Genomic DNA, 22166 nt, shown 5'->3' on the forward strand with positions numbered 1-22166 from the left:
GGGCAGGAACAGGCCCTTGCCAGTACCTCGTGCCCGGATCCACCAGTATGGAGCGGGGCAAAGCACGGCGTCTTCATGTCTGGCCCAGGACCTTGTCCCAGCTGGTACCGCCAGTTCACCCCAGAACGGGGTCAGGATACTTCCACAAAGGATGGTGCCCTCATGGTCAGCGGAGCCAGCGTTTCTCCGGCTGAATAGCTATCTGCGAAAACAGCCGCTCCTGCGCTGGTCAGAGCTACTGGGACATTTGCCCACATATTGATGCCGTCTTCCACAGACACCGCCGGCAAGTCGAGATGGGCGAGGTGCACGATCTCGTTTCCTTGTTCGATGGACAGGCATGCCCCGTCGGGCCCGACTATTATTTTTGGGTTGCAAATCGAGACCGACATAAGCCCGTGATGGGCGAGGAAGCGGGCCTCTCCACCGAACTGGAGCACAAAGTTGTGCCCGTCAGAATGATCCAGGCTCCTGAACGGGAAATAGAACTGCCGGGTATTTGTCACGGCAGCACCCTCGCGCAGGAGTATGCGTCCATCGCGCATCGACTGCACGTACTGTACAAAGCTCTCTTTCACCGCCCAGGCCATGCCGAGATCTGCTCTTTCCACAGTAGGTTCGGACATCAGGGTTCCTTCGCGTTGCCAGGTTGCACACGGCCGGCGGGGCCCCGCTCCCGACACACCAGGAATGGGAGTGGCTTACCGACTGTTCATATTCACCATTTTCGCGCCGGCACAGATGATCGACATGTACCGCGGGCACAGCGTTCGCGCCGGCTGTGTGCCTGGCGCCCATCCGTGTGGGACGATGGACACCGCGGTCGGCTCGTCATTGAGGTTGACAGCCTGCTGGGGGCGCCGCCGGCGCGCCAACTTGGGGGAGGGGCTCTGATGGGCTCGATCAGTCAGACGAGTCCTGAATCAGTCTTAGAAGTTCAGTTGTTCAGGGGCGACGCACTCGTAGACGAGTCCAGGAGGAATCTGGTGGCTGAGCTCAAGGGTGTAGGACCAGGGGCCGTGCCAGGTGACAAGAACGCCTGACGCTTCATCCTGGACTGTTTCAGAGCGCAGCCGAGTAATCGCTCTTGCTAACTCATTATCGTCATGCAGCTGTTCCAGAAGCTGTACGCGTCCAGGCGCAGCGGAGTGTTCGCACCTCATGGTGCAGCAGCATGCTGGAAGCCAGGGCAGAGGCTGGACCTGCCGGTTTCCCATCTATAGTCGACCCACACCTTGAAACCGTCTGCCCGGTGAAAGAGACGGCGGGGCTCAGCGCCGTCACTGTCGAGCCACAAGATTTGATCGTCATCGGTTACTGCATCGACAACTCCGCGGCGGATCTCCTCATCCAGAAGTTTCACGATGACCAGTTGGCCAACCAGCGGCTGCCATTTGGGTTGCAGGTGAAATGCCATCTAATACCGAGCCCCTTCCTATGGAGCGGGCTGCGCCTGCCTTCTCTCGGGCAGGCACAGCCGATGTCCTAAACCGTTACGAGGTCCTGCCAGTCGGCGAGGTCATGTCCATGGGCATCGCTGACAGACTTGTGGGTGACCTTTCCCGCCGCCACGTTCAGACCGCCCGCCAGAGCGGGGAGCCGGTCGAAAGCACCCTTGACGCCGTAGTTGGCCAAAGCAACCGCGTAGCGGAGCGTGACGTTGGTCAGCGCGTAGGTGGAGGTGTTCGGGACAGCGCCGGGCATGTTGGCCACGCAGTAGAAGATCGTCTCGTGAACCTTGTACGTGGGTTCCTGATGTGTGGTGGGGTGCGTGTCCTCGAAGCAGCCGCCCTGGTCCACCGCGATGTCCACCAGGACCGAGCCGGGCTTCATCCGGGCAACGAGGTCGTTGGTGACGAGCTTGGGGGCCTTCGCTCCCGGAATCAGAACGGAGCCGATGACGAGATCTGCATCGATAACTGACTTTTCGATCTCGTACGAGTTCGACGCCACGGTTTTGAGCCGGCCCTGGTATTGGGCGTCGAGTTCGCGCAGCCGGTTGATGTTGATGTCCAGAATGGTGACGTCGGCACCAAGGCCGAGGGCCATGGCGGCGGCGTTGGTGCCTGCGACACCTGCACCGAGGACCACCACTTTCGCGGGGCGGACGCCGGGTACGCCGCCGAGCAGCACGCCTTTGCCGCCGGCGGGCGCCATGAGGGAGGTCGCGCCGACCTGAACGGAGAGCCGGCCGGCTACTTCGGACATGGGTGCGAGCAGCGGCAGCGCCCGGCCTTCCTGGACCGTCTCATAAGCGATGGCCGTGACGCCTGAGTCGACAAGCGCCTGAGTCAGTGCCGGCTCCGCGGCAAGGTGAAGGTAGGTGAAAAGGAGCAGTCCCTCGCGGAAGTGGCGGTATTCGGACGCCACGGGTTCCTTAACCTTCATCACCATGTCGGCTCGGGCCCAGACCTCTTCTGCAGTCTGAACGATCTCGGCTCCGGCGAGTGCGTACTCCTGATCGCTAATGCCGGAACCCGCGCCGGCACCGGTTTCCACGAGCACGTTGTGGCCGTTTGCTTTGAATTCATGCACGCCGGCAGCCGTGATGGCCACGCGGAACTCGTTGTTCTTGATTTCCTTGGGGACGGAGATGATCATGCTCACGCTTTCTGAGGAGATTGATGCTTGTGGGAAAAAGAATGACAGAAACTGCGGGCAAGGCGTGTTTCAGCACAGGATCTACGGCAGAATGCCAGTAACTGGCAAATTCCTGCATTGTGAGGAGCATTACATGGTGTCCGACCCGCAGAAACTGCAGCAGGTGACTCTGGACGAAGTCGACCAGAGGCTTCTGGGTCTGTTGTCCAAGAATTCGAGGCGTACAAATCAGTCGTTGTCAGAAGCCCTGGGGCTTGCGCCGTCAACCTGTCTTGCGCGCCTTAAGGCGCTCAAGGAGTCGGGGGTGATCAAGCGGTTCACCGTCGAAGTCGCACCCGAAGCGATGGGTTTGCCTCTCCAGGCCCTGGTTAGCGTGCGGCTTAGACCTGGCGCCCGTCACCTCATGAACGCCTTCGGTAACGAGTTGCGGGACCTTCCCGAAATTAAGCAGTTCTTCGTACTGGGCGGTGCCGACGATTTCTTGATCCACATCACGGCCAAAAACACTGAGCACATCCGTCAATTCGTGCTGGACCACTTGTCTTCGAATCCTGCCGTCGCAGGCACCCAGACCAACCTCGTGTTCGAACACGGTCACGGAACCGCCTTCGGGCTCTAGGTGGCCCAGGCTGACCGTCATCCGCGGTTTCGTGGTCGAGGCAACTGGACGTTCCGGTCCATGTCTTGCACTAGTTAGGGGCGCGGCCAGCTGCTCCAATGGCATTACGAGACGCGAAAACGTCGCTTATCAGGAAAGGAACCGAAAGTGTCATCCTCAGATGCACGTAACCCCGACTTCCAGAGAATCTTCGAAAGTCTGCCGAACCAATACATCATTGTCGCCCCTGACAGGACGATTGTCGCCGCCACTGACTCGTTCCTTGCATCTACGGGAAAGAGCCGAGAGGGAATCGTCGGCATGGATATCCTTGACGCTTTTCCGGACAACCCGGACAACCCGGATGCGAAGGGAACAGAGATTCTGAGAAGCTCCATCGAGCGTGTTATCGAGACCGGAAAAATCGACATTCTTCCGCCTGTTCGCTATGACATTGCGAACTCGGACGGAATTTTCGAGCCCCGCTGGTTCCAGCCCCTGAACGCCCCGGCGTTCGATGATGAGGGCAAGCTCGTCTACGTCCTGCACGGGGCGGAAGACATCACGGCTCAGATGATGAGCAAAAGCTGAACTTCCCGTAATCAGGCGCACCGAACCGATAGGACTGAAATTATGGACGACGTCAAAGTAACCCTCGTTGGAGGACCGACCCTGCTCCTCGAGATCGCCGGCTACCGGATGATCACGGACCCGACCTTTGATTCTCCCCAGGTCTACCACCACCCAATTGCCGGGCCCGTGACCAAGAAGCTCGGCCCGAGCGCCACCCCCGAGGAGCTTGGTCAAGTTGACCTGGCTCTCGCTTCCCACGAGCACATCGACAATCTGGACGTGGCCGGTCGGGGTTTTCTCACGATGGTGCCGCTTGCCCTCACCACGACGGAGGCCGCGGAGAGCTTTGGCCCCAACGTCCTGGGGATCAGCGACTACGACGTTCATACCGTGGCGCTTCCCGATGGCAGGCAGATGAAGATCACGGCAGTGCCGGCGCATCACGGCCCGGAGGGCGTGTGGGACGCGCTTGGTCCGGTGATCGGCTTTGTTCTCGAAGCGGAGGGCATGCCGACGGTGTACATCAGCGGTGACAACTCCGAGCTCGATATCGTGCGCGAAATCGCGGACCGTTTTCCAACCATTGATATCGCTGTGCTCTTCGTCGGCGGCGCTAAATTCGATGTGATTGCTGACGGGGCGTATATAACTCTCAGCAATGACCGCGCCCTCGAAGCGGCCAAGATCATGGGTGCTAAAAAGGTCGTTCCAGTGCACGAGGATTCGTGGGCACATTTCAGCCAAAATGCGGATCAGATCAGCAAACTCTTTGCGGACGCTGGGCTGAGCGATCTGCTCATCGCCCTAAAGCCGGGGGAGTCTGCCGACATCCGGCTCTAGCAAGAGGACTGGAATCGGAGGTTGGGCGGTTAGCAGCCCAACCTTCGATTCTTCTTTCAAAGACAGAATGGGAGAAGGTCCACCACGGACAGCATGGCGTCAACTTATGTGCGCGGCGCACATACAGCTGCCTGACCGGTCGGGAAGAATGGCGGCAGCACTACTCACAGACCGCTTGGAGCTCAGGGACGATGACGACCATTGCAGAGCAACTCCCCCGAGAACACGACGACCTGGCGGATGCTGCCGGGCGCCTGAGTGCCGATTATTGGTCCGTATCGCAAGGGCTGCGGCTGCTGGGCGACCGCTGGTCCCTGTTGATCGTGCGTGAACTGCTCGGCGGTGAGATGGGGTTCAATGATATGTCCCGCGCGCTGCCTGATCTCTCACGGACGCTGCTCTCCCAGCGGCTTAAGCGGCTGGTCCAGCTGGAGCTTGTCGTTCGCAACGATGAAACCGGCCCCCGCGGCTCGCGCCGCTACAGATTGACGCCGATCGGCTACGGGTTGCGGGAGACCTTGGAGTCTCTCGGTCTCTGGGCAAGTCGATGGCAAGAGCCCTTTGAGAATGATCTGCGGGCAGGTCTTGGCACACTGCTCGAACACATGGGCCGCAGCCTCGTGACAGATTCCCTGCCTCGGAAGTCGCTTGTCCTGGCATTCGAGTTCGACAACGTCAGGGGAGCACCCTTCCAAGGTTGGATCTGCAGGGAAAACAGCAAGACAACCGCCAGCATCGGCCGCTCAGAACGTACCCCGGATCTTCAGATCCATGTCGCCCCGCGGGTCCTCTACGATCTGTGGTGGGGTCTTCGCCGCTGTGAGGATGCACGGCAGTTGGGCTCTATCGGATTTGTTGGTCCCCACGAGTGGGCAGCGGAGTTCTCCGGTTGGTTCACTCCTCGAGCAGCAGCCTTCTAGCGTTTAGTGCCCCGATTCCAGATGCCTCTGAGGATTGTAGGCTCGCCACCTTTCCCTGCTTTTTTCGCCGTTTGATCCGCTGGTCCAGTTCCTTGTCTGGATGCAACGCAGGATATGGAACAGGGTCTACATCCCTTTGCCGGGGGAGAGTAGGGTCAAGTAAACAAGCCGTCGCACAGCGTGCCTAAGACCACATGGTGCCGGCGCTGCTTTCTTGGAGGAACCAGGATGGCTGGATGGAATGCTGACACAGCGGCCGGGCCAGTAGGGGCAGGGACCGTCACCCTGGTCGAGGAAACCTCGTTCTGCATTTCCTTGCCCAATGGGGACATTCATCCTGAGCACCCGCATGGCCTGTTCGTCCAGGACACCCGCTTCCTGTCCCGCTGGAACTTGACAGTCAACAGTCAACCGCTTGAGTCCCTGGCTGCCGAGACCCGGGAGCCTTTCCGTGCCCTGTTTGCAGGTCGGGTTCCCCGCTCCGACGGATACGCGGACAGTCCGCTGATTGTAGAGCGGCTGCGGGAAGTCGGGGCCGGTCTCCGAGAACAACTTACGGTTCGCAATTTCTCAACAAAGCCCGTCCAGTGCGTGATGTCCCTGGAGGTTGAAGCGGATTTCGCGGACCTTTTCGAAGTGAAGGAAGCCCGGATTCAGCGAACGTGGGATGCAAGCCGCCATGTCGACCGGGACCAGTTGACCATTGACGGGGCTTGGCAAGGCATGCGAAAGCGGGTAGTCATTCAGGCGCCAGGAGCCGACGTGAAGCCGGAAGCGGTCACCTATCGGGTATCGGTCCCGCCACACGGTCACTGGAGCGCGATTGTCAGTGCTACGGCTGAGGTCGAAGGCTCCGCGCGGAGCGCTGCACTTGTCCATCCTGATGGGGAAGTGTTGTCCCCAAGTGACCGGCGCCGCAAGGAATGGGTTGCCAAGATTCCGGTCGTACATATGAGTAATCGATCCATCGAGCGGACCTTACGGCGGAGCTACGATGACCTGGGTGCCCTCCGGATTGAGGACCCGAACCATCCAGAGCGTGTTGTGGTGGCTGCAGGTGCCCCGTGGTTCATGACGCTCTTTGGCCGTGATTCCTTGTGGGCCTCAGAAATGGCGTTACCGGTGGATCCATCACTGGCCCTAGGGACGCTGCAGACGCTGGCGGACCGGCAAGGAAGCGTCGTGGACCCGCTGACGGAGGAAGAGCCCGGCAAGATCCTGCACGAAGTAAGGTTTAGCGTCAACGCTGGTTTGGCCCTTGGAGGCAAATCGGCCTACTACGGGAGCGTCGACGCGACGCCACTGTTTGTGGATGTGCTTGGAGCCGTCAGCCGGTGGGGATTTGGCGCTGATATTATCGCTGATTTACTGCCTCACGCGGACCGCGCCTTGGATTGGATACGGCATTACGGGGACAAAGATGGCGACGGTTTCGTCGAATATGAACGTCTCAACGACCAAGGGCTGATCAACCAGGGCTGGAAGGACTCCTGGGACGGGATCAATTTTGCCGATGGAACACTTGCGGAGCCCCCTATCGCGCTCTGCGAAGTTCAGGCCTACGTCTATGCCGCGTACACTGCGCGCGCCTGGATGGCATACGACGCTGGGGACACCGCACGGGGAGATGAACTCTCCGATCGGGCAGCAGAGCTCAAACGAAGGTTTAACGAGCAGTTCTGGATTCCGGATCGCGGGTACTTTGCAATAGCCCTCGACGGCAGGAAACGCCAGGTGGACGCCTGTGCCTCCAACATGGGCCACTGTCTCGTGTACGGCCTCGTTGACGAGGACAAGGCTTCCCAGGTTGTCGAGCGGCTTATGTCTCCGGAAATGTTCAGCGGGTGGGGTATACGGACCCTGGCCAGCGACATGGGTGCATACAACCCGGCCAGCTATCACAACGGTTCAGTATGGCCCCACGACAATGCCATCATCGCGGCCGGTCTGCTGCGATACGGCTTCGTGGAGGAAGCTCAGCGTATTTCTACTGCGATGCTGGAAGCCGCGGAATGGTCAGGTGGGCGCTTGCCCGAGCTCTTCTGCGGCTTCAGCCGCGACCAGTTCGCCGAACCCGTACCTTATCCAACCGCGTGCTCGCCCCAGGCTTGGGCAGCAACCGCCCCAATCCTCCTGGTGACAAACCTGATGCAGTACGACGTTCATGTCTCCCGTCGGGAACTATGGATGGATCCTGTACTGCCCGAAACCTACGGGGATCTGCACATCACCAACGCACCGGTTGGTGGCGGTCGAATCACTATCGACATCGACAAGTCTGGCCCGTCCATTCAGGGCCTGCCGGAGTGGATGGAATTTCGACGCGGACATCGGCCATGGATTACGGAACTGGTAGAACAGGCAGACCGCCGGCGAAAGAAGTAGGCAGCTTGGCTGCCGTCCAACCCGACGGCGTCATACTGTGCAGACTATGAATACGATGCCGGACAGGGATAGTCCGCTAAAAACTTCTGGCAGCCGTAAGGGCAAGAGTCCAGGCCAGACGGATGTGAGTTCGTTGTCTCCCGCGTAACAGGCCTCCCGTTAGGCACTACTACTTGCCTAACGGGAGGCCATGCCCTTGATGAGCGCAATCTCTCGCGCTCACCGTGCAAGGACATCACATCGTGCAGGCTGACCCGTCTCAGTGCTCCGGCCAGTAATCGTAGACGTCACTGGTCCCGCGCATGAATTCGATAAAGACGCAATCCTCGTCCCCGACGGTCCATGCTTCATGCTCTGGGGGCAACATCATAAGGTCTCCGGCAGAGAATTCCTCCTCAGATCCGCTACGCTGTCGAACCCCCAGACTGCCTTGAAGTATGTAGGCGACATGCGGCATTGGACACATATCCGTGTCGAGAATTCCGGTCTTTACCGCGTCCTCCGTCACCGAGGCCCCCACAGGGAAACGGACGAGAAGAGCGCTGGCCCCCTCAAGGGTCACCATCCTCTTCGTAATCCGCCCGATAGTAATGAGTTCGTATTCGTCCTCGTCAACAAAATTGGCCTTCTGCATGCGCGCGAGGTTTGCAGTCATATTCTTCCTCTACTCCTTCGTCGTGTAAGACGTCGGCGCTGACGCCTTACTTCAATTCAGCGACTTGCTCTGTGGACCAGACAAGTACGAAAGCTGTACTGCCCCCCGATACTGGGCACACTGGAACCCCGCTCAGGCCATGTGTCATCGAGGACTGGAACCGTCGAACCACCTATTTCCCATCGAGGATTTGGAGGGCCACGGGACGAAACCATGCGTCCGCGTTTGCTCCTATACCCACCTCAGACTGTCCGCTTTACTTGACGCGGATACCCCTAGGGGGTATAAATTTGGATGGCACCGATACCCCCAGGGGTACCAGTACGAAGTGACAAGTGGATAAGTTCCCACCGGAACGTAGGAGACGAATTGACACCCAAAACAGGACGGCAAAGCGGTTTGATACCCCTGCTGGTCATCGCAACCACGCAGCTAATGCTGGTGCTGGATGACTCGATCGTGAACATTGCACTACCCAGCATCCAGCGGGACCTGGGCGTGGGAGCCCTTCACCTGCCATGGGTTGTCAACGCCTATATCCTGGCGTTTGGCGCATTGCTCCTGCTGGGTGGCCGCATCGGCGACCTGTGGGGGCGGCGTCGCACCTTGCAGCTCGGCATCGCAATCTTCGTACTCGCCTCCTTGGCAGGAGGACTCGGGCAGAGCACAGAAGTGCTCATCATCGCCAGGGCCGCCCAGGGTTTGGGTGCAGCCATGGCAGCCCCTAACGCACTGGCGCTGATTTCGACTACGTTCCAGGACCGTAAGATGCGCGACAGGGCCTTGTCCCTCTATGGGGGGATGTCCGCCCTCGGCATCGTCATAGGCCTGCTTCTTGGAGGCGTTCTGACAGACACTCTGGGCTGGCGCTGGGTGTTTTTCATCAACATCCCCATCGGCCTGTTCGTTCTCCTGGGCAGCCGGGCCCTCCCGACCAAGGGTGGCCATCAGGGACAGCTCGGCATCCTCGGTGCCGTTCTGGGCACCAGTGGAATGGTTGCGCTCGTGTACGCGATTACACGTTTCGGTGAGGCCGGCTTCACTGACCCGGCGGCACTGGTCCTCTTCGGCGCTTCCGCGCTCCTGCTCCTGGTATTCACGCTCACCCAGGCGCGCAGCAAAAACCCTCTGGTGCCCCTAAGCCTCTTCAGAGACCGCAACCGTACCGGCGCCTACGCCACCATGCTCCTGCTCGCCATTGGCCCGATGGGCACTTTCTATGTCATCACCCTCTACCTCCAGCAGGTCCAGCAATTCAGCCCGCTCCAGACCGGTGCCGCCTGGCTGCCGTTCGCTGCCGGACTCATACTGGGCGCCGGTAGTGCCCCGAAGCTTCTGCTGAAGATAGCACCGCGTCTCGTCGCTGCAACGGGGGCACTCCTCAGCGCCGTCGCTGCGCTCTGGTTTTCCACCATCGCCGAGGACGCCAGCTACTGGCTCCACCTGGCACCGGCCATGTTCGTACTCGCCCTCGGATTCGGCCTGGGCGTCATAGCGCTCACACAGGCCGCCGTTTACCACGTCGACCAGGACAAGGCAGGGATCGCCTCGGCGCTGCTCAACTCAGCCCAGCAGATCGGCGTCGCTCTCGGTCTAGCCGTGCTGGCCGCTGTCGCGGCCACCATCTCAGCGCCGCACGAACGCGCGGGCGTCAGCCCCGGGGCAGCTCTCACGGCAGGATACAGTACAGCGTTGCTAGTCGCCGCCGCCATTCTCGTCATCGCTGGCGTACTGGCCCTCACAACGCTCAGTGGACACCCAACACCCGAAGCCCAAAACTCCGACACAAGCACTGACGAACTAACGGTCTGAGTGCCGCTTTCTCTACATAACAGCCTTTAGCAGGCGCTGGCGTTTTCGAACGCCAGCGCCTGCTCGCTTGTCTGGGCATCTCTGCCACCGAGCATCAAACGCCGATAATTGCGATTTCGTCAACCAATGACGGGGCGTAGCCGACGCCCCTGACATCTTCGTCTCGCGAAGCCGTGCACATATTAACGTCGTCAGGGTGGCACGGTCTTGGTTTTCGTCCGGCTCCTAGGACGCTGTCGACGGGGACGCGGGACGTTCCTGATGATCGCGCCGGCCTCTGCCCGCTGTCCAGGCTCTATCAAGGAGACGGCCATGTCCTGCGGATGCAGTTGGGCGGCATTTAAAGTGCAAGCACCAGGTACAGGCCTGCCAGGACCAGCGTGGTCGGGGTCATGAGGAGGCGTTCGGCCTTACTGCGCGAGATCCCGTTCATGAGAACGCCGAGCGCGAAGTAGGCCGTCAGCACCCAGATGGCCACAGAAGTGAAACCTCTGTTGACCAGGGCCGGAACAAGGTCGGCCTTGGCTAGGGCTGTGTAGGCGAAAAGGGCGTACAGGGCTATGGAGACTGCGCTGCCAATTCTCAGTTTTGGCGGAAGGACGCGGTGTTGGCCGCCCCACGCCAGATGTCCGAGCGGAGCCCCGGCGATGAGCGCACTCTGGAAGACGGCCAGGACGGCCAGAAGCGCACAAGCGAGTATTGCCAGCAGCTGGTCCAACGTCATCAAAACAGTCCTCTGCCCAATACAAGTGCTTTGACTCTCGCCTCCAAGTCTCCGGGAGGGAATCATCGTCCAAGGCAAAGCTAGCGCATCCCCGCGGCGTTCCCATTGTCGACGCCTTTGCTGCTTGTGAATCACGCCTACGGTTCCCCGATGGTCCAAGTAGCGGAACCCCGGCCAAGAGCGGTAGGCCGGAGTTCCGTGTCCAAAAGATACACCCCGCCCTTGAAGTGCGCTGGAATGTCACCGACAACTGAAGCAGGCCAACTACAAGGGGCACGGAGGGGCGTTCCGGCCACCTTCCGGCAGGCCAAGCCAGGCCACACTGGCATGCACGGGTTCATGAGACCGGGGTAGTGCCCGGAATGTCTCCCCGTAGGGGAGTTCGATGCTTCCAGGATGCACCTAAGCGCTGGCTCGTAAGACGACGGGGGCGGGGCTGCGACTGGGGGAGAGGCGCATGGTGTGGCGGCGAGCTTCACTGGCCAGACTCCACTGGCAAAAGTTGTCATTGAGCGGAAGTTGTTCTCCAATCGGTTGCCCAAGACGGAAAGACTGGTGTCGGCGCACGGACCAGCCCACGCACCGGGACGCGGTGAGCCGCCCAGCCGACCAAAGGAACTCAGATGCCCGTTGAACAACTCCGCCTTGATGACATCCGGATGCGTGATCCGTTCATCCTGGAAGCGTCACCAGGTGAGTTCGTCCTTTGCGGGACCACTGACGAGAACGTCTGGGGCGGGCCCGCGACTGGCTTCGACTGCTACACCAGCGGTGATCTCGAGCACTGGAATGGCCCCATCGCCGCGTTCCGACCCCCGGAAGGCTTCTGGGCGGATACCCAGTACTGGGCGCCGGAAGTCCATTCCGTTAACGGGCGGTTCTTCATGCTCGCCACATTCGCCACCTCCACCGGCGCACGCCCCCGTGGAGTCGCCGTCCTGGTCTCGGACCACCCCACAGGCCCTTACGAGCCGTGGAGCGATGGACCTGTGACGCCGGCGTCGGACCCAGGCCTCGACGGGACGCTTTTCGTTGATGACGGCGCAGTCCCTTGGCTGGTCTACAGCCGCGGCGCGGAGGGGACTCCCGGCAAAGCAGGAATTTCTGACGGTGAGATGTACGCGCTCCGCCTGTCCCAGGACCTGAAAGCTGGCGTGGGTGAGCCAATCCTGTTGTTCGCAGCTTCATCGGCAGGCTGGACCAGGCCACTGCGGTTCCCGGACGGGGTCCAACCACCGGAGGGCCTGAACCTCGCCAAGGACCCGATGTTCACCGATGGCCCCTTTCTCATCCGGTCCCCTGAGGGGTCGCTGCTGATGCTGTGGTCGAGCCACGGCGAGGCGGGATACGCGATGGGCATCGTCGAATCAGAAAGCGGGACCATCACGGGCCCCTGGATACAGAACGACCGGCCCCTATGGTCCAGCAACGGCGGCCACGGCATGATCCTCCGCACCTCCAAGGGCCACGACTACTTGGTCTTCCACTGGCCCAACAACACCCCCGACGAACGGGTCAAGCTCACCGAGGTGGAAATCAAGGGGGCACGGGTAAGGATCCTGTGATGAATTGCGGCTAAGTCTTGCACCAAGCTCTGGGATTCCAAGACCAATTCAGTGGTCCTGTTCCTAATGACGCCTGGTTTCTGCCTGTGCGCGCCGGCCCTCCAGTATGGCCTAATTACTGGCGGGCTCCGGAGTGGCTGAGTTCGGCATGCAGAACCTCTTGCCGTCCGTCCAGAAGCCGCCGTCGATGCAGTGGAGAGGCACATCCTTGTCATCGAACAAGTCAGCTGTCAGCCGTGTCAGTGGGGGGATTCGGCTTCCAGGTCTTCCACGACCCAGGCGAGAACGGCGAGTTCGTACTCGGGGAGTTCCTGGACTTCGTAGAGGCATGCCTCGAAATTGAAGGCATCGGCGATCCCGCCATTACCCCAGTACCTCAGCCAGAGCCTTTCGACACTGATGATGTTCAATTCGATGAGACTTCGCGCTGCATGCCGTGGATCTTCCATCATTGCCACCTCGCCGTAGGCGGCCGATTCCCCAAATTGATCAGCTCACTTACTAATCTCCACGGTACCGGACGGCGACCTGTCAGCCAACGGGGCACGGGAACCTTGTTATCGGGCATCACCGCTTCACAGCTCGTGTGCAGGGTCAAGGCGTAGTCAGCACAAGGAGGTGACGCGGGGCGGGGGAGTTCCTACGATGGGGCACATGGACTCCCCGGGACACGCCGAGCACATCATCAGCCTGCACGGGCTGGTGACCGGCAGCGCTGACATTCAAAGTGTCTTGAACGGCGTGACCCGTTTTGCGGCGGACGCGATGAGCAAGGCCGCCGGCGAAACGATCGACTGCGCGGTGACCCTACGGCGGCGCAAACGCACCGCGACCGTCGCGGGCAGCAGCGAGAAGGCAGTCACCCTTGACCACATCGAACAGAGCCTTGGCCAAGGCCCGTGCCTGACGGCCCTGGACGTGGGCCACCCGGTACTCCTGGCCGACGTGGCCACCGACACGAGCTGGCCAGAATACAGCCGCGCCCTGGCCGCTGAGGGCTGCCACAGCGCTTTAGGCGTCCCCATGGACCTCGGGGAAACCTCCGAGGCCGTACTGAATTTTTCGCTCCCGCCACCGGCGTGTTCACCGACGAGATCATCCACGAAGCCTCCGACTTCGCGCACGTGGCCGGCAGCACGCTGCGCCTGGCGATCCGGATCGAGTCCGTAGAGCAGCTCAACGCTGACCTGAAAACAGCAATGGCCACCCGCACCGTGATCGACGCCGCCTGCGGCGTAATCATGGCCCAAAACCGCTGCACCCACGACCAGGCATTCGAACTCCTGGCCAAAGCCTCCAGCCACCGGAACCAAAAACTCCACGACGTCGCAGCAGACATCATCGCCCACCTCGGCGTAATCCCCGATAACTCACTGCGCTTCGACGACTGAAGCCCGCCCCGAAGACCCCTCTCAGGGGTACTCCCCCACCCATTTTAAAGAGCCGATAGCTTATATTATGTCAACTAAAGTTGCCATTGATACCAAGCTTGTCAACAAGAGTTGCCAGCGTTCATACTGTCACTGTAGCAATTGGCGGCCGGTGAAGGGAAGCGCGATGGGCTGGTTTACCGAGGGCAGCGAGCATGAAGGCTATGTGGTCTGTGTCTTCGCGGATGGCATGTACGGGTCCGGTGGCAGGTGGATGGAGATCAACCTGATGTCGCCCGACGGGCGGCCGGTCGGGCATGAGGAGGGTCCAACCCGCGAGGCGTGGCGGCCGCCGTCGCAGGTGGTTGGCTGGAGGGTTGCCTGCAGCTGTGTTCCGTTCCGGGAACATGTCATCCTGGACCCGTTGTGGACACGGGTCTGGGATCCGGCCGATGAGGACATCGCCGCGGGGCGCATCTACGCCGGGCCACCGGCCAGCGCCGACGCCGCTGACATCGGCGACCGGGAGGACCTGGAGCCGCTGTTCCTGGACGTCTGGCACCGGCATATCGCCCCGGAGCTGTCGCTGCACACCATTGGTGCCCTGAGTCGTAGCCTGAAGGACCTCGAAGCCCAGCTCGACGACGCCGTCGCATCCGCCAGGGCGGCGGGCGTCTCTTGGGACAAAATCGGACGAGCGTTCGGGATTAGCCGGCAAGGGGCCCAGAAGCGCTGGGAAACTGTGTCCACCGCTGCGACCGGCCAACCGGAAGACAACTGAATACCCTGTCGGTTGGGATTCGGCATGTGATCCTACTTGTGTTCGGGGCATTGATATTTGGTGTTGCGCACGTGAGAATGAAGTATGACTGCAGTGACAGGAGCCCGGGGCGGGCTGAAGGCCCATCAGGATTCGATCCGATTGTCCGAGCCGGAGCTGGTCCGCGATTTGCGGGATCTGTTAGGGGCGAAGCTCGTCGCCTATATCGGGTCCGTGAAGGAAACGCGCGCGGTCCGGCAGTGGGCGGAGGGGGAACGGAAGCCATCCGCGGAGGTCATGCAGCGGCTTCGGACGGCCTACCATGTGGCTGCCCTGCTCGCGGAGCGTGATTCCCGGGCTGTCGTGCAGGCCTGGTTCCAGGGGATGAACCCGCAGCTGGACGATACCCCTCCGGCGCGGTTGCTCCGAGAAGGTCAACTTGAGGACGCAGGCCCGCTGGTCCTGGCCGCCGCCCGGGCATTTGCCGCGGCGGGCTGATCGGGTGGTTTCTGGTGAATTGACCGCGTTGTCAGCCGCGGGACGGGTTTGGCGTGTCGGATTCCGCCCGGAACCGTGGGCATGGAGCGGCTGGGAATGGGCCACCGACGGCCGGTTCCCGGGCCGCTGGGATGATCTGCACGGCAACTTCCGCACCGTCTACGCCGGCTCGAGTCTGCTGGCCTGCCTGCTGGAGGTTCTGGCGCATTTCCGCAAAGACGCCAGGCTCAGTCTGGAACTCGATGACATTGTCGAGGACGATGAGGACAACGTCCTGCATCCCACCATCCCACCGGGCAGCGTTCCCAAGGAATGGCTCGATGAACGCGCGGCAGCTTCCGCGGAACTGTCCGGCCGGTATTGCGCAGTTACAGCCTCCAGCACTATCGCTGCCCTGCACCCGCACTTCATTGGCCTGGCACTGAGCTTGGGGCTCGATGATTTTGACGCCGCGGCGCTGAAGGACGCACGGCCGCGGCGCCTGACCCAGGCGGTTGCCTCGTGGCTCTATGAGACGACGGACTTCGATGGTGTGACGTTCGCGTCCCGGCACGGCGATGATCTGCAGCTCTGGGCAGTGTTCGAACGCCCGGGAGACCCAGCTGTCCCTCCCAACATTCAGGACGTGGAGGTCGAGGATCTGCAGCACGATAGCCCGGCGCTCCTCACCGCCTTCGGCCTCCTCGGCATCCAGTGGGAGAACGACTAAGAAGAACCTGCAGGCATCGTCTGCACAAACCATCCTTCCGTCTATGGACCACCGCCCCTCGTGGCGGGTCCACCTGGTGAGGTCTCTCCCCCGTGTTTCTTGGCTGCCGGGCTGATGTTGGACGATGTGTCCGTAGGCTACCGTGAAGGGCAGAACCGTTGGGGGGGTGACCGTGGCTCAGACGAAGGAAACGGTGCCGCATGTGCGGCGCTCTGCTCCGTATTGGGAGTGGGTGGAGATGTACCGGCGGGGCATCGAGCCAACGAAAATCGCTGACGTCTGCGGTGCTGCAGCGACAACGGTCCGCTACCACCTGCAGATCGCGGCGAAGAGAGATCCTGGTCTTCGCGGCGAGCATGCCGCGGCCAGGCCCGTAAAGGTCCCGTCCGATACGGCTTTGCAACGGATGAATGACCTGCTCTCGTTCTACCGGACCGAAGGGCGCCTGCCGGCAGCTCATGCGAAATCCTCCAGTGAGCAAACCCTGGCCAGCTGGTTGTACCTTCGGCGGCGGGAATCAGCAGCGGGAACCCTCTCCCCCGCCCTTCGCGAGGGCCTGGGCGTCATCCCCGGCTGGGACCAGGCGTCCCCCCGTAAGGCTGAAGACGAGGCCCGGTGGCAGCGGCGGCTGAGGGAAGTAAAAGCCTTTCGTAAGGCAAGTGGCGAATTTCCGCGGCACCAGAAGACTGATGATCCACTCGAGCGCACCCTCGGGGTGTGGCTGCACGGCCAGCGCATTAACTACAACCACGGCAAGCTGCCACGGGAGAAGAAGTCGCTGCTGGATAAAGTCCTGCCGGGGTGGCGCGAGGGCCGGCCGCGCGGCCGCCGCCGCGCTTCATAACCGGCGTGCCGGCCGGGCGGCACTCAGTGGCCCCCGCTTTTTGGCGGCTGAGGTCCTTTTGGACCTGTCTTCCGGCCCCGATGTGCCTTTGGTTTTGCAGCCTTAGGTGCCTGCTGTTCCTCGGCCGCGGCGGTCCCGTACAGGGATCACCCACTTGTGCGCGTCCTCAGCGGCCCATGCCCTTTTGCAGGAGCTTCGTCTGGCCGTTGGTTCCGCGTGTCTTGCGGGCCTTCGGATTACGCCCTGATCCCTTGGCCACGGCCGCGCTGGGCGGAGTGCCCTGATCCTGGTCGGCATTGAGGCGTGCTTGTACAGCCTCACGGTCAGCAACCCCTTCGAGGCTTGCCGCCAGTTCCTGCCGGCGCTCGGCTGAGTCGTAGGCGGCTCCTGCTTCGTCACGCAACTGCTCGGGGCGGTGATTGGCACGAGCAGCTGTCCAGTCTGTGATCAGCCGCCTCTCCATGTCCTTCTCCTCGGCCACGCTGTCCGCAAAATTATGCCGCTGTTCCCAGTTGTGTGCCTCGATGGGTTTGGTTTCCAGGAGCCAGGCCAGCGCTTCGTCCAAGTCATCCTTTGAGGGCCGATCAACGGCCTCCGCGCGTTTCCTGTCTTCCCGGTCGGCCTCGGCCAGCAGTTGCACAGCCTGGACGTTTTCATCACGGCCGGCACGGCGTTCCTGTTCTGCCTGTTCGCGGTCCCTCTCAGCTTTTGCCAGGGCCTCCGCCACCGTTGCCTCATTGGCACCGAGGTTGTCCACGTCCAGCCCGTAGCGGCGCTGCACCTGGTCGCGGATCACCTGGGCCGCGTCGCGCACCGCCGGGTCGTGGTCCTTCCACGCGGTGGCCGCCTCATGTGCCCTTTCGACGTCGCGGCCGCTGGCTGTGTCCCACCACCGGTTGTCCATGACCGGGGCGAGCTGTGCACGGGCCGCTGCCCGCTCCGCATCGAACCGGGCCTGCAGTTCCCGGGCCTGTTGTTCCTCGGCCGCTTGGGCGCGGCGCAGCTCTTGCTCGCGTGCCCTGGCCAGTTGCTCACCGAGCCGGCCGGCGACGGTCAGCGCAACGCGCGACATTCCCTCAAGAGCCTCATCAATGCCGTCAGATTCGCTCATGGTTCCCCTCCTTGGTGTTATCTCTCAATGTCTGGGCCGGTACTCCCGCTTCGGGTGCTCGCGTGGGTGCGTGCCTGCACGTATTTCGGCGGCAGCACGGAACCCGCGGACCGACCGGCAACCTGGCCGGCTGTACTCGCGCGTACCGCGGCGGCAGCTTCGCTATCCGCTGTGGGCGTGGTCGCTGGGACGCTGGGTAGTGCGGCAGCGACCTGGCTCAGGTGGTGCTTCACCATGTGGCTGATCTGGCGTGCTCGGCGCAGATCATTTGAGGCCTTGTGCATGTCGTGGACGGCCTTGGCGACGTTGAGGAGCTGGCGCAGCATGATTGCCTGCGCGGCGGTTCCGGTGCCGCCCATCGAAGCTGCCATGAGCATGAGGGAAGCTCCGCGGGCAGATGGTCCAACGCTGCGGATGGGGCGGACCGGGTAGCGCCGCAGTTGTGCTGTCTTGGACAGTTCATCGGCTGCTGCTGCGAGGGGTCCGGGCGTTGCCTCGGTTGCCGTGGACCAGGCTGCGAAGGCGCCGGATGTCTCGCGTGCAACGTGCGCCCAGGTCGCGTGATCGTCCAGCGGGACGGAGCGCAGCGTTTCGCGGAGCCGGGCAACTTCGTCGCTGTACTGCTCCCACATGTGCGGGTCCGGTTCGCGGGCTTCGCGGCCGAGCGTGACCGGGCGTCGTCCACGTGCAGCTGCCTGCCATTCGGCGACCGCGTCGGCGGCACCTTGTGGGCTGTCCGGCCACTCGGCACGGAGCTTGGGCAGGGCAAGGTCTTTGGCGAGGTGACCGCCTCCGAACCAGACAGGCCGGCCACCTTTGGGGGGACGTTCTGCCACGCTGTAGCCGACCACTACGTCGTCACGTCCGGACGCGTACCGCGGCCTGACCAGGGCGCCGGTACGGCGAAGGCGACGGATGAATTCGGCCTCATCCTGGGCCGAAGTCGCGCAGGCACGGACCTTGCGTTCCAGGGACCGGCGTTCCGGTTCCGGGGCTCCCCGCCGCTCGGATGCTTCACGTTCTCCTGGCCGGAGGCCACGGGTGGAATGGGTGGGTGAAAGTTCTTCCAGGCCGTACTTTTTCTCAAGCTCGCGGGCAGCTTGTTGTGCCCGGGGGAAGTCCCGCCAACTGCTCCACTTCGTGCCGTCCTCGCGGACCATGGACGCAGCGATGTGGATGTGGTCGTTTCCGGCTTTGCTGTGGCCGTGACGGATCGCCACCCACTGGGCCGGCGCCCGTCCGCTGGCTTCGGTGAACCCCATCTCGTCCATGAAGTCCTGCGCAATTTCAGCCCACTTCTGGTCGGTCAGGTCGCCTTCCTCGGCACGCAGTGAAAGGGAGCAGTGCCAGACATGGCCGCCGGGAATCTCGACGCCCAGGACGCTTCTTGCCCGGTCCAGTTCCTTGGCAATGGCCTTAGCCGCGTCGGCGTTCAGTTCGTCATCGTTATGCCAGGCCATGATCGACGGTGAGCCAGCGACAAGGTGCGGGTCGGTGTGTTCGTTCGCCCGGCCGGGACCGGCAAGGTACGCGATGAGCCCGTGCATGCGGGTGCCCTTGGTGATGTTGGGAATCATCAGCGCACCATCGAATCCAGCATCGTATTGATCCGGTCAGCGACCGCCCGCACCCGAGTCAACACCGTGCGGGCCGCTTCGGGGAATTCGTCCGCCGCGTTCGCGTGTCGGGCGAGCTGGTTGACGTTGTTCGACAGGGCAGCAAGGTAACGGCGGGCCGCGATGAATTCCACGGCCGTCGCCCGCCGTTCAGCCAACGATTCGGAGTTTTCCGCGTACAAAGCAGCACTGACAAGGATCTCCGACGGGCTGCGCCCGGTCCGTTCCTCCAGGACCTTCAACTGCGCACGCTCGAACTCGGACATCGACACCCGCACGTACTGGGTGTCACCGTCAATGTTCGCGCGGCGGCGACGGGAGAATCGGCGCGGCGACTTCCGCTCTTCAGTCATCCCCGTCCCCTCCCCCAATGCCCAGCGCAGCGCCCGGAACTTCCGGGCCACACTGACGAGTGTGCCGCATCCAAGTCCGCAGGCCGTGGATCAACACGCGGGTTATGGCATATAACCACCTAGCTTGCTCCGGAAAATCACCTGCGCTCCGCTTTTGGCGCTTGGGGTGGTTCCTGGGCACTGCCCTGCAGGACGCTGCGCGTCTGACTTGTTCAAAACGACTGCGTCGTTCCGTTTCGGCTGGTTGAGGCTACTGCCCGGTCCTTCCTTGGCAAGTCTCCGCAGCCGGCTTTCGCGGCATATCCTCGCTCCGCTCCGGTATTCCACGGTCCAGCCGCTCCAACTGGCCAATTCCTTCACCGGCCAAGTTTCGGCAAGCGTGCCGAAAGGAACGCGGCATAGGGCAAGCGAAAGGTACAGTTTTGGCTCTCATCTCACCTACCAAAGTGGCCATGCAATACGGAGTCTCCCCGACGCAGCTACGGCAGTGGCGGCGGCGCGGCATCGGCCCCGAATACTTCCAGTTCACAGCACGAACCGTCAGCTACTCCGACGACTATCTGCGGGACTGGTTCAACGATCCCCACAACGCCCATCTCCTGGCGCAAGCCTCGGACATGTCATGCCAGGATGGGCGCGTCCGGGCGGAGCCGGCGTCGGGATGACCGTTAGGCTGGATCCATGGCTACCCTCGACATTGAACAGACACGAAACCAGGCCCGCGCGTTGCTGGACTCCCGCATTGAATCCGTCACTGCCCTGGTAAAGAGCCGCCAGCGAATCACAGAGTTGCGGGACCAGCTCGTTGCGGCAGAACGCGATGACAAGCGCGCCTACGTGCAGGCCACCCGGGACGGATGGAGCGGGGAGGAACTGAAGAAACTTGGCCTCGAACCCTCCGCGGTGAAGCGCCGACGGACGACAAAGCGCTCCGCCGGATCCGAACAGGATGCCGCCCAGGAATCCGACACATCCCTTAGCGAACAGTGACCCTAAACCCCACAAAGTGATGAAACCCAAGCCGCAGCGCTGACATCCCTGAAAAGTCGCTGCACACAAAAAAGGACCGGAACATTCCGGTCCTTTTTTGTCCTTCGGAAAAAGACATCTCACGGTGCCAAGGCATCAAGTGCCAGTCCTGCACCTGACGATGCCAACGTGACGCAGTACCGCCAAGTCGGCCATCTGGAACAGCCTCAACGCCCTCGCGGCACCAGCCGGCCACGCCGCTCAGTGTCTGCCCAGGCAGAATCCGGCGGCGCAGGAAGCGGCTCGGCAGAGTAGCTTGCCCTCGCCCACCTGTGCACGGCAAAAGCCCAATCGTTCCGCTGCTTTTCCCGCACACATGACGCTCCTATAGCTCTCAAACCTAAGGTGAGTGCTCCTTCTCGTAACCGTGGCAGCAACGCTGCCGGTGTCCACAGCCGGGGACAATCCCTAATGGGTTATCCACCGCTACGGCGGCCGAGGGAGCTACCCCAACGGCTCCCAAAAATACAGCCGTGGATAACCCGGATTGACCCCAGCTGTGGACACCTAATGTCACCTTGGGAATCCCATCCCACTGGTGACCAAAGCACCAGGGGTTGCAGCCCACTGCAATGGCTGGGATCGTGAGTGGTGTCTCGTGCATTGGGGCGCCGCCGTAAAACGGCGGGCCGCCAGCAACAGTGAGCACCCAAATGGAAAATCCCAAACTAATCGCCCGGACTCTGGCATTGCAGGACGCCAGCTGGCTCGAGGATCTATGGCTGCAGTACTGGGCAAACGGCGGAGACGGGGACCGCTTCGATTTCGACGCTTACGTGCACGACCTTAGCGAGCGGGATCCTTTCGACCTGGACATCCTTTCCTGGGCCATCGAGGATATTTTGCACCGCCTCACCTAGTAAGGGATCCGCACCCCACCAATCGGGAACCGCCTACGTGGACCCGATTAGTGCAAAGGTGACTTGGGAAATGGAATGCAGAGGGTAATGACACCCAGACCTCCTCAACATGCCGTAGAACTCCAACAGTCAACATTGCCCCGCACGTGACACTGGCTGTGTTGGCGTAAACGAAAAAGGGCCGGCTTGGTAGCCGGCCCTTCTCCGCTCCTCGGACAAAGGAAATCAATGAACAGCTTAGCGGAACCTGTCGTCGAACCTGCGTAGCTCATGTGTGAGAAGAGTTCCCCAGTGAGCGGCTTGTGGGCAGTAGCGAAAAGCGCGGCGTGGAAAGACTGTTCCT

The 22166-nt window shown here is 61.8% G+C and carries 24 protein-coding genes; 16 read left to right on the plus strand and 8 right to left on the minus strand.

Features of this window, described 5'->3' with window-relative positions:
- Nucleotides 1–131: 131 nt before the first annotated feature.
- Complete coding sequence (locus FNL14_RS09410) at nucleotides 132–626, minus strand: HtaA domain-containing protein (RefSeq protein WP_235565123.1); 495 nt, start codon at nucleotides 624–626, stop codon at nucleotides 132–134.
- A 548-nt stretch (nucleotides 627–1174) separates the two neighbouring features.
- Between FNL14_RS09410 and FNL14_RS09415 the strand changes: the two genes are divergently transcribed.
- Nucleotides 1175–1489 carry a hypothetical protein gene (locus tag FNL14_RS09415; RefSeq protein WP_142059465.1) on the plus strand — a complete coding sequence of 105 codons (315 nt, stop codon included), beginning with the start codon at nucleotides 1175–1177 and terminating at the stop codon, nucleotides 1487–1489.
- On the opposite strand, the gene ald is transcribed toward FNL14_RS09415, so the two are convergent.
- Entirely contained in the window at nucleotides 1486–2601 is a 1116-nt protein-coding gene (gene ald / locus FNL14_RS09420; RefSeq protein ID WP_142059467.1) for an alanine dehydrogenase, read from the minus strand. The two genes, FNL14_RS09415 and ald, sit on opposite strands and share 4 nt — an antisense overlap.
- Here ald and FNL14_RS09425 point away from each other — a divergent pair.
- The 5 genes from FNL14_RS09425 to FNL14_RS09445 all read left to right on the plus strand — a co-directional run bounded on the left by FNL14_RS09425 (nucleotide 2600) and on the right by FNL14_RS09445 (nucleotide 7917).
- Nucleotides 2600–3220: an Lrp/AsnC family transcriptional regulator gene (locus FNL14_RS09425; RefSeq protein ID WP_370455843.1), complete on the plus strand. Its 621-nt coding sequence runs from the start codon at nucleotides 2600–2602 to the stop codon at nucleotides 3218–3220. The genes ald and FNL14_RS09425 overlap by 2 nt on opposite strands.
- A 147-nt stretch (nucleotides 3221–3367) precedes the next feature.
- Nucleotides 3368–3790: a PAS domain S-box protein gene (locus FNL14_RS09430; protein ID WP_142059469.1), complete on the plus strand. Its 423-nt coding sequence runs from the start codon at nucleotides 3368–3370 to the stop codon at nucleotides 3788–3790.
- Between the two features lie 42 nt (nucleotides 3791–3832).
- On the plus strand, nucleotides 3833–4612 hold the full coding sequence (locus tag FNL14_RS09435; protein ID WP_079598570.1) for an MBL fold metallo-hydrolase: 780 nt from the start codon (nucleotides 3833–3835) through the stop codon (nucleotides 4610–4612).
- 191 nt (nucleotides 4613–4803) lie between these two features.
- The gene (locus FNL14_RS09440; protein ID WP_142059471.1) at nucleotides 4804–5532 is read left to right on the plus strand and encodes a helix-turn-helix domain-containing protein; all 729 of its coding nucleotides are present in this window, start codon (nucleotides 4804–4806) and stop codon (nucleotides 5530–5532) included.
- 228 nt (nucleotides 5533–5760) lie between these two features.
- Complete coding sequence (locus FNL14_RS09445) at nucleotides 5761–7917, plus strand: glycogen debranching N-terminal domain-containing protein (protein WP_142059473.1); 2157 nt, start codon at nucleotides 5761–5763, stop codon at nucleotides 7915–7917.
- Between the two features lie 259 nt (nucleotides 7918–8176).
- On the opposite strand, the gene FNL14_RS09450 is transcribed toward FNL14_RS09445, so the two are convergent.
- On the minus strand, nucleotides 8177–8572 hold the full coding sequence (locus FNL14_RS09450; RefSeq protein ID WP_056331939.1) for a hypothetical protein: 396 nt from the start codon (nucleotides 8570–8572) through the stop codon (nucleotides 8177–8179).
- A 369-nt stretch (nucleotides 8573–8941) separates the two neighbouring features.
- Between FNL14_RS09450 and FNL14_RS09455 the strand changes: the two genes are divergently transcribed.
- Nucleotides 8942–10384, plus strand: coding sequence for an MFS transporter (locus FNL14_RS09455; RefSeq protein ID WP_255470756.1), 1443 nt, complete (start codon nucleotides 8942–8944; stop codon nucleotides 10382–10384).
- Between the two features lie 340 nt (nucleotides 10385–10724).
- Here the strand turns inward: FNL14_RS09455 and FNL14_RS09460 are convergent, their stop codons facing one another.
- Entirely contained in the window at nucleotides 10725–11108 is a 384-nt protein-coding gene (locus FNL14_RS09460) for a hypothetical protein (protein ID WP_181762581.1), read from the minus strand.
- A gap of 623 nt (nucleotides 11109–11731) precedes the next feature.
- On the opposite strand from FNL14_RS09460, the gene FNL14_RS09465 reads away from it, so the two are divergent.
- Nucleotides 11732–12673 (plus strand): glycoside hydrolase family 43 protein, encoded by a 942-nt coding sequence (locus FNL14_RS09465; protein WP_255470757.1) that lies wholly within the window; start codon nucleotides 11732–11734, stop codon nucleotides 12671–12673.
- A gap of 239 nt (nucleotides 12674–12912) precedes the next feature.
- Here FNL14_RS09465 and FNL14_RS23285 read toward each other — a convergent pair whose 3' ends face one another.
- Complete coding sequence (locus FNL14_RS23285; protein ID WP_181762582.1) at nucleotides 12913–13083, minus strand: hypothetical protein; 171 nt, start codon at nucleotides 13081–13083, stop codon at nucleotides 12913–12915.
- 669 nt (nucleotides 13084–13752) lie between these two features.
- Between FNL14_RS23285 and FNL14_RS23790 the strand changes: the two genes are divergently transcribed.
- The 5 genes from FNL14_RS23790 (at nucleotide 13753) to FNL14_RS09490 (ending at nucleotide 16854) form a co-directional block, all read left to right on the plus strand.
- Nucleotides 13753–14064 carry an ANTAR domain-containing protein gene (locus FNL14_RS23790; RefSeq protein WP_370455844.1) on the plus strand — a complete coding sequence of 104 codons (312 nt, stop codon included), beginning with the start codon at nucleotides 13753–13755 and terminating at the stop codon, nucleotides 14062–14064.
- A gap of 166 nt (nucleotides 14065–14230) precedes the next feature.
- Nucleotides 14231–14824 carry a hypothetical protein gene (locus tag FNL14_RS09475; protein ID WP_142059477.1) on the plus strand — a complete coding sequence of 198 codons (594 nt, stop codon included), beginning with the start codon at nucleotides 14231–14233 and terminating at the stop codon, nucleotides 14822–14824.
- A gap of 84 nt (nucleotides 14825–14908) precedes the next feature.
- Nucleotides 14909–15301 (plus strand): hypothetical protein, encoded by a 393-nt coding sequence (locus FNL14_RS09480; RefSeq protein ID WP_142059479.1) that lies wholly within the window; start codon nucleotides 14909–14911, stop codon nucleotides 15299–15301.
- A gap of 19 nt (nucleotides 15302–15320) precedes the next feature.
- The gene (locus tag FNL14_RS09485; RefSeq protein WP_181762583.1) at nucleotides 15321–16010 is read left to right on the plus strand and encodes an RES domain-containing protein; all 690 of its coding nucleotides are present in this window, start codon (nucleotides 15321–15323) and stop codon (nucleotides 16008–16010) included.
- A 166-nt stretch (nucleotides 16011–16176) separates the two neighbouring features.
- On the plus strand, nucleotides 16177–16854 hold the full coding sequence (locus FNL14_RS09490; RefSeq protein WP_255470758.1) for a helicase associated domain-containing protein: 678 nt from the start codon (nucleotides 16177–16179) through the stop codon (nucleotides 16852–16854).
- Nucleotides 16855–17020: 166 nt separating this feature from the next.
- Here FNL14_RS09490 and FNL14_RS09495 read toward each other — a convergent pair whose 3' ends face one another.
- From FNL14_RS09495 to mobC, 3 genes are read right to left on the minus strand one after another with little or no spacing between them, the layout of a single operon-like run.
- Nucleotides 17021–17965: a hypothetical protein gene (locus tag FNL14_RS09495; RefSeq protein WP_142059485.1), complete on the minus strand. Its 945-nt coding sequence runs from the start codon at nucleotides 17963–17965 to the stop codon at nucleotides 17021–17023.
- A gap of 17 nt (nucleotides 17966–17982) precedes the next feature.
- The gene (locus FNL14_RS09500; RefSeq protein WP_142059486.1) at nucleotides 17983–19542 is read right to left on the minus strand and encodes a relaxase/mobilization nuclease domain-containing protein; all 1560 of its coding nucleotides are present in this window, start codon (nucleotides 19540–19542) and stop codon (nucleotides 17983–17985) included.
- Entirely contained in the window at nucleotides 19542–19934 is a 393-nt protein-coding gene (mobC, locus tag FNL14_RS09505; protein ID WP_142059488.1) for a plasmid mobilization relaxosome protein MobC, read from the minus strand. Before mobC ends, FNL14_RS09500 begins: the two co-directional genes overlap by 1 nt.
- Nucleotides 19935–20386: 452 nt before the next feature.
- On the opposite strand from mobC, the gene FNL14_RS09510 reads away from it, so the two are divergent.
- The 3 genes from FNL14_RS09510 to FNL14_RS09520 all read left to right on the plus strand — a co-directional run bounded on the left by FNL14_RS09510 (nucleotide 20387) and on the right by FNL14_RS09520 (nucleotide 21823).
- Nucleotides 20387–20599: a hypothetical protein gene (locus FNL14_RS09510; protein WP_255470759.1), complete on the plus strand. Its 213-nt coding sequence runs from the start codon at nucleotides 20387–20389 to the stop codon at nucleotides 20597–20599.
- Between the two features lie 16 nt (nucleotides 20600–20615).
- Entirely contained in the window at nucleotides 20616–20924 is a 309-nt protein-coding gene (locus FNL14_RS09515) for a hypothetical protein (protein ID WP_142059492.1), read from the plus strand.
- A gap of 692 nt (nucleotides 20925–21616) precedes the next feature.
- Nucleotides 21617–21823, plus strand: a complete 207-nt coding sequence (locus FNL14_RS09520; RefSeq protein ID WP_142059495.1) for a hypothetical protein — start codon at nucleotides 21617–21619, stop codon at nucleotides 21821–21823.
- The last annotated feature ends 343 nt before the right edge of the window (nucleotides 21824–22166 follow it).

This window comes from Pseudarthrobacter sp. B4EP4b, assembly GCF_006680095.1.
In the GTDB taxonomy this organism is placed as follows: domain Bacteria; phylum Actinomycetota; class Actinomycetes; order Actinomycetales; family Micrococcaceae; genus Arthrobacter.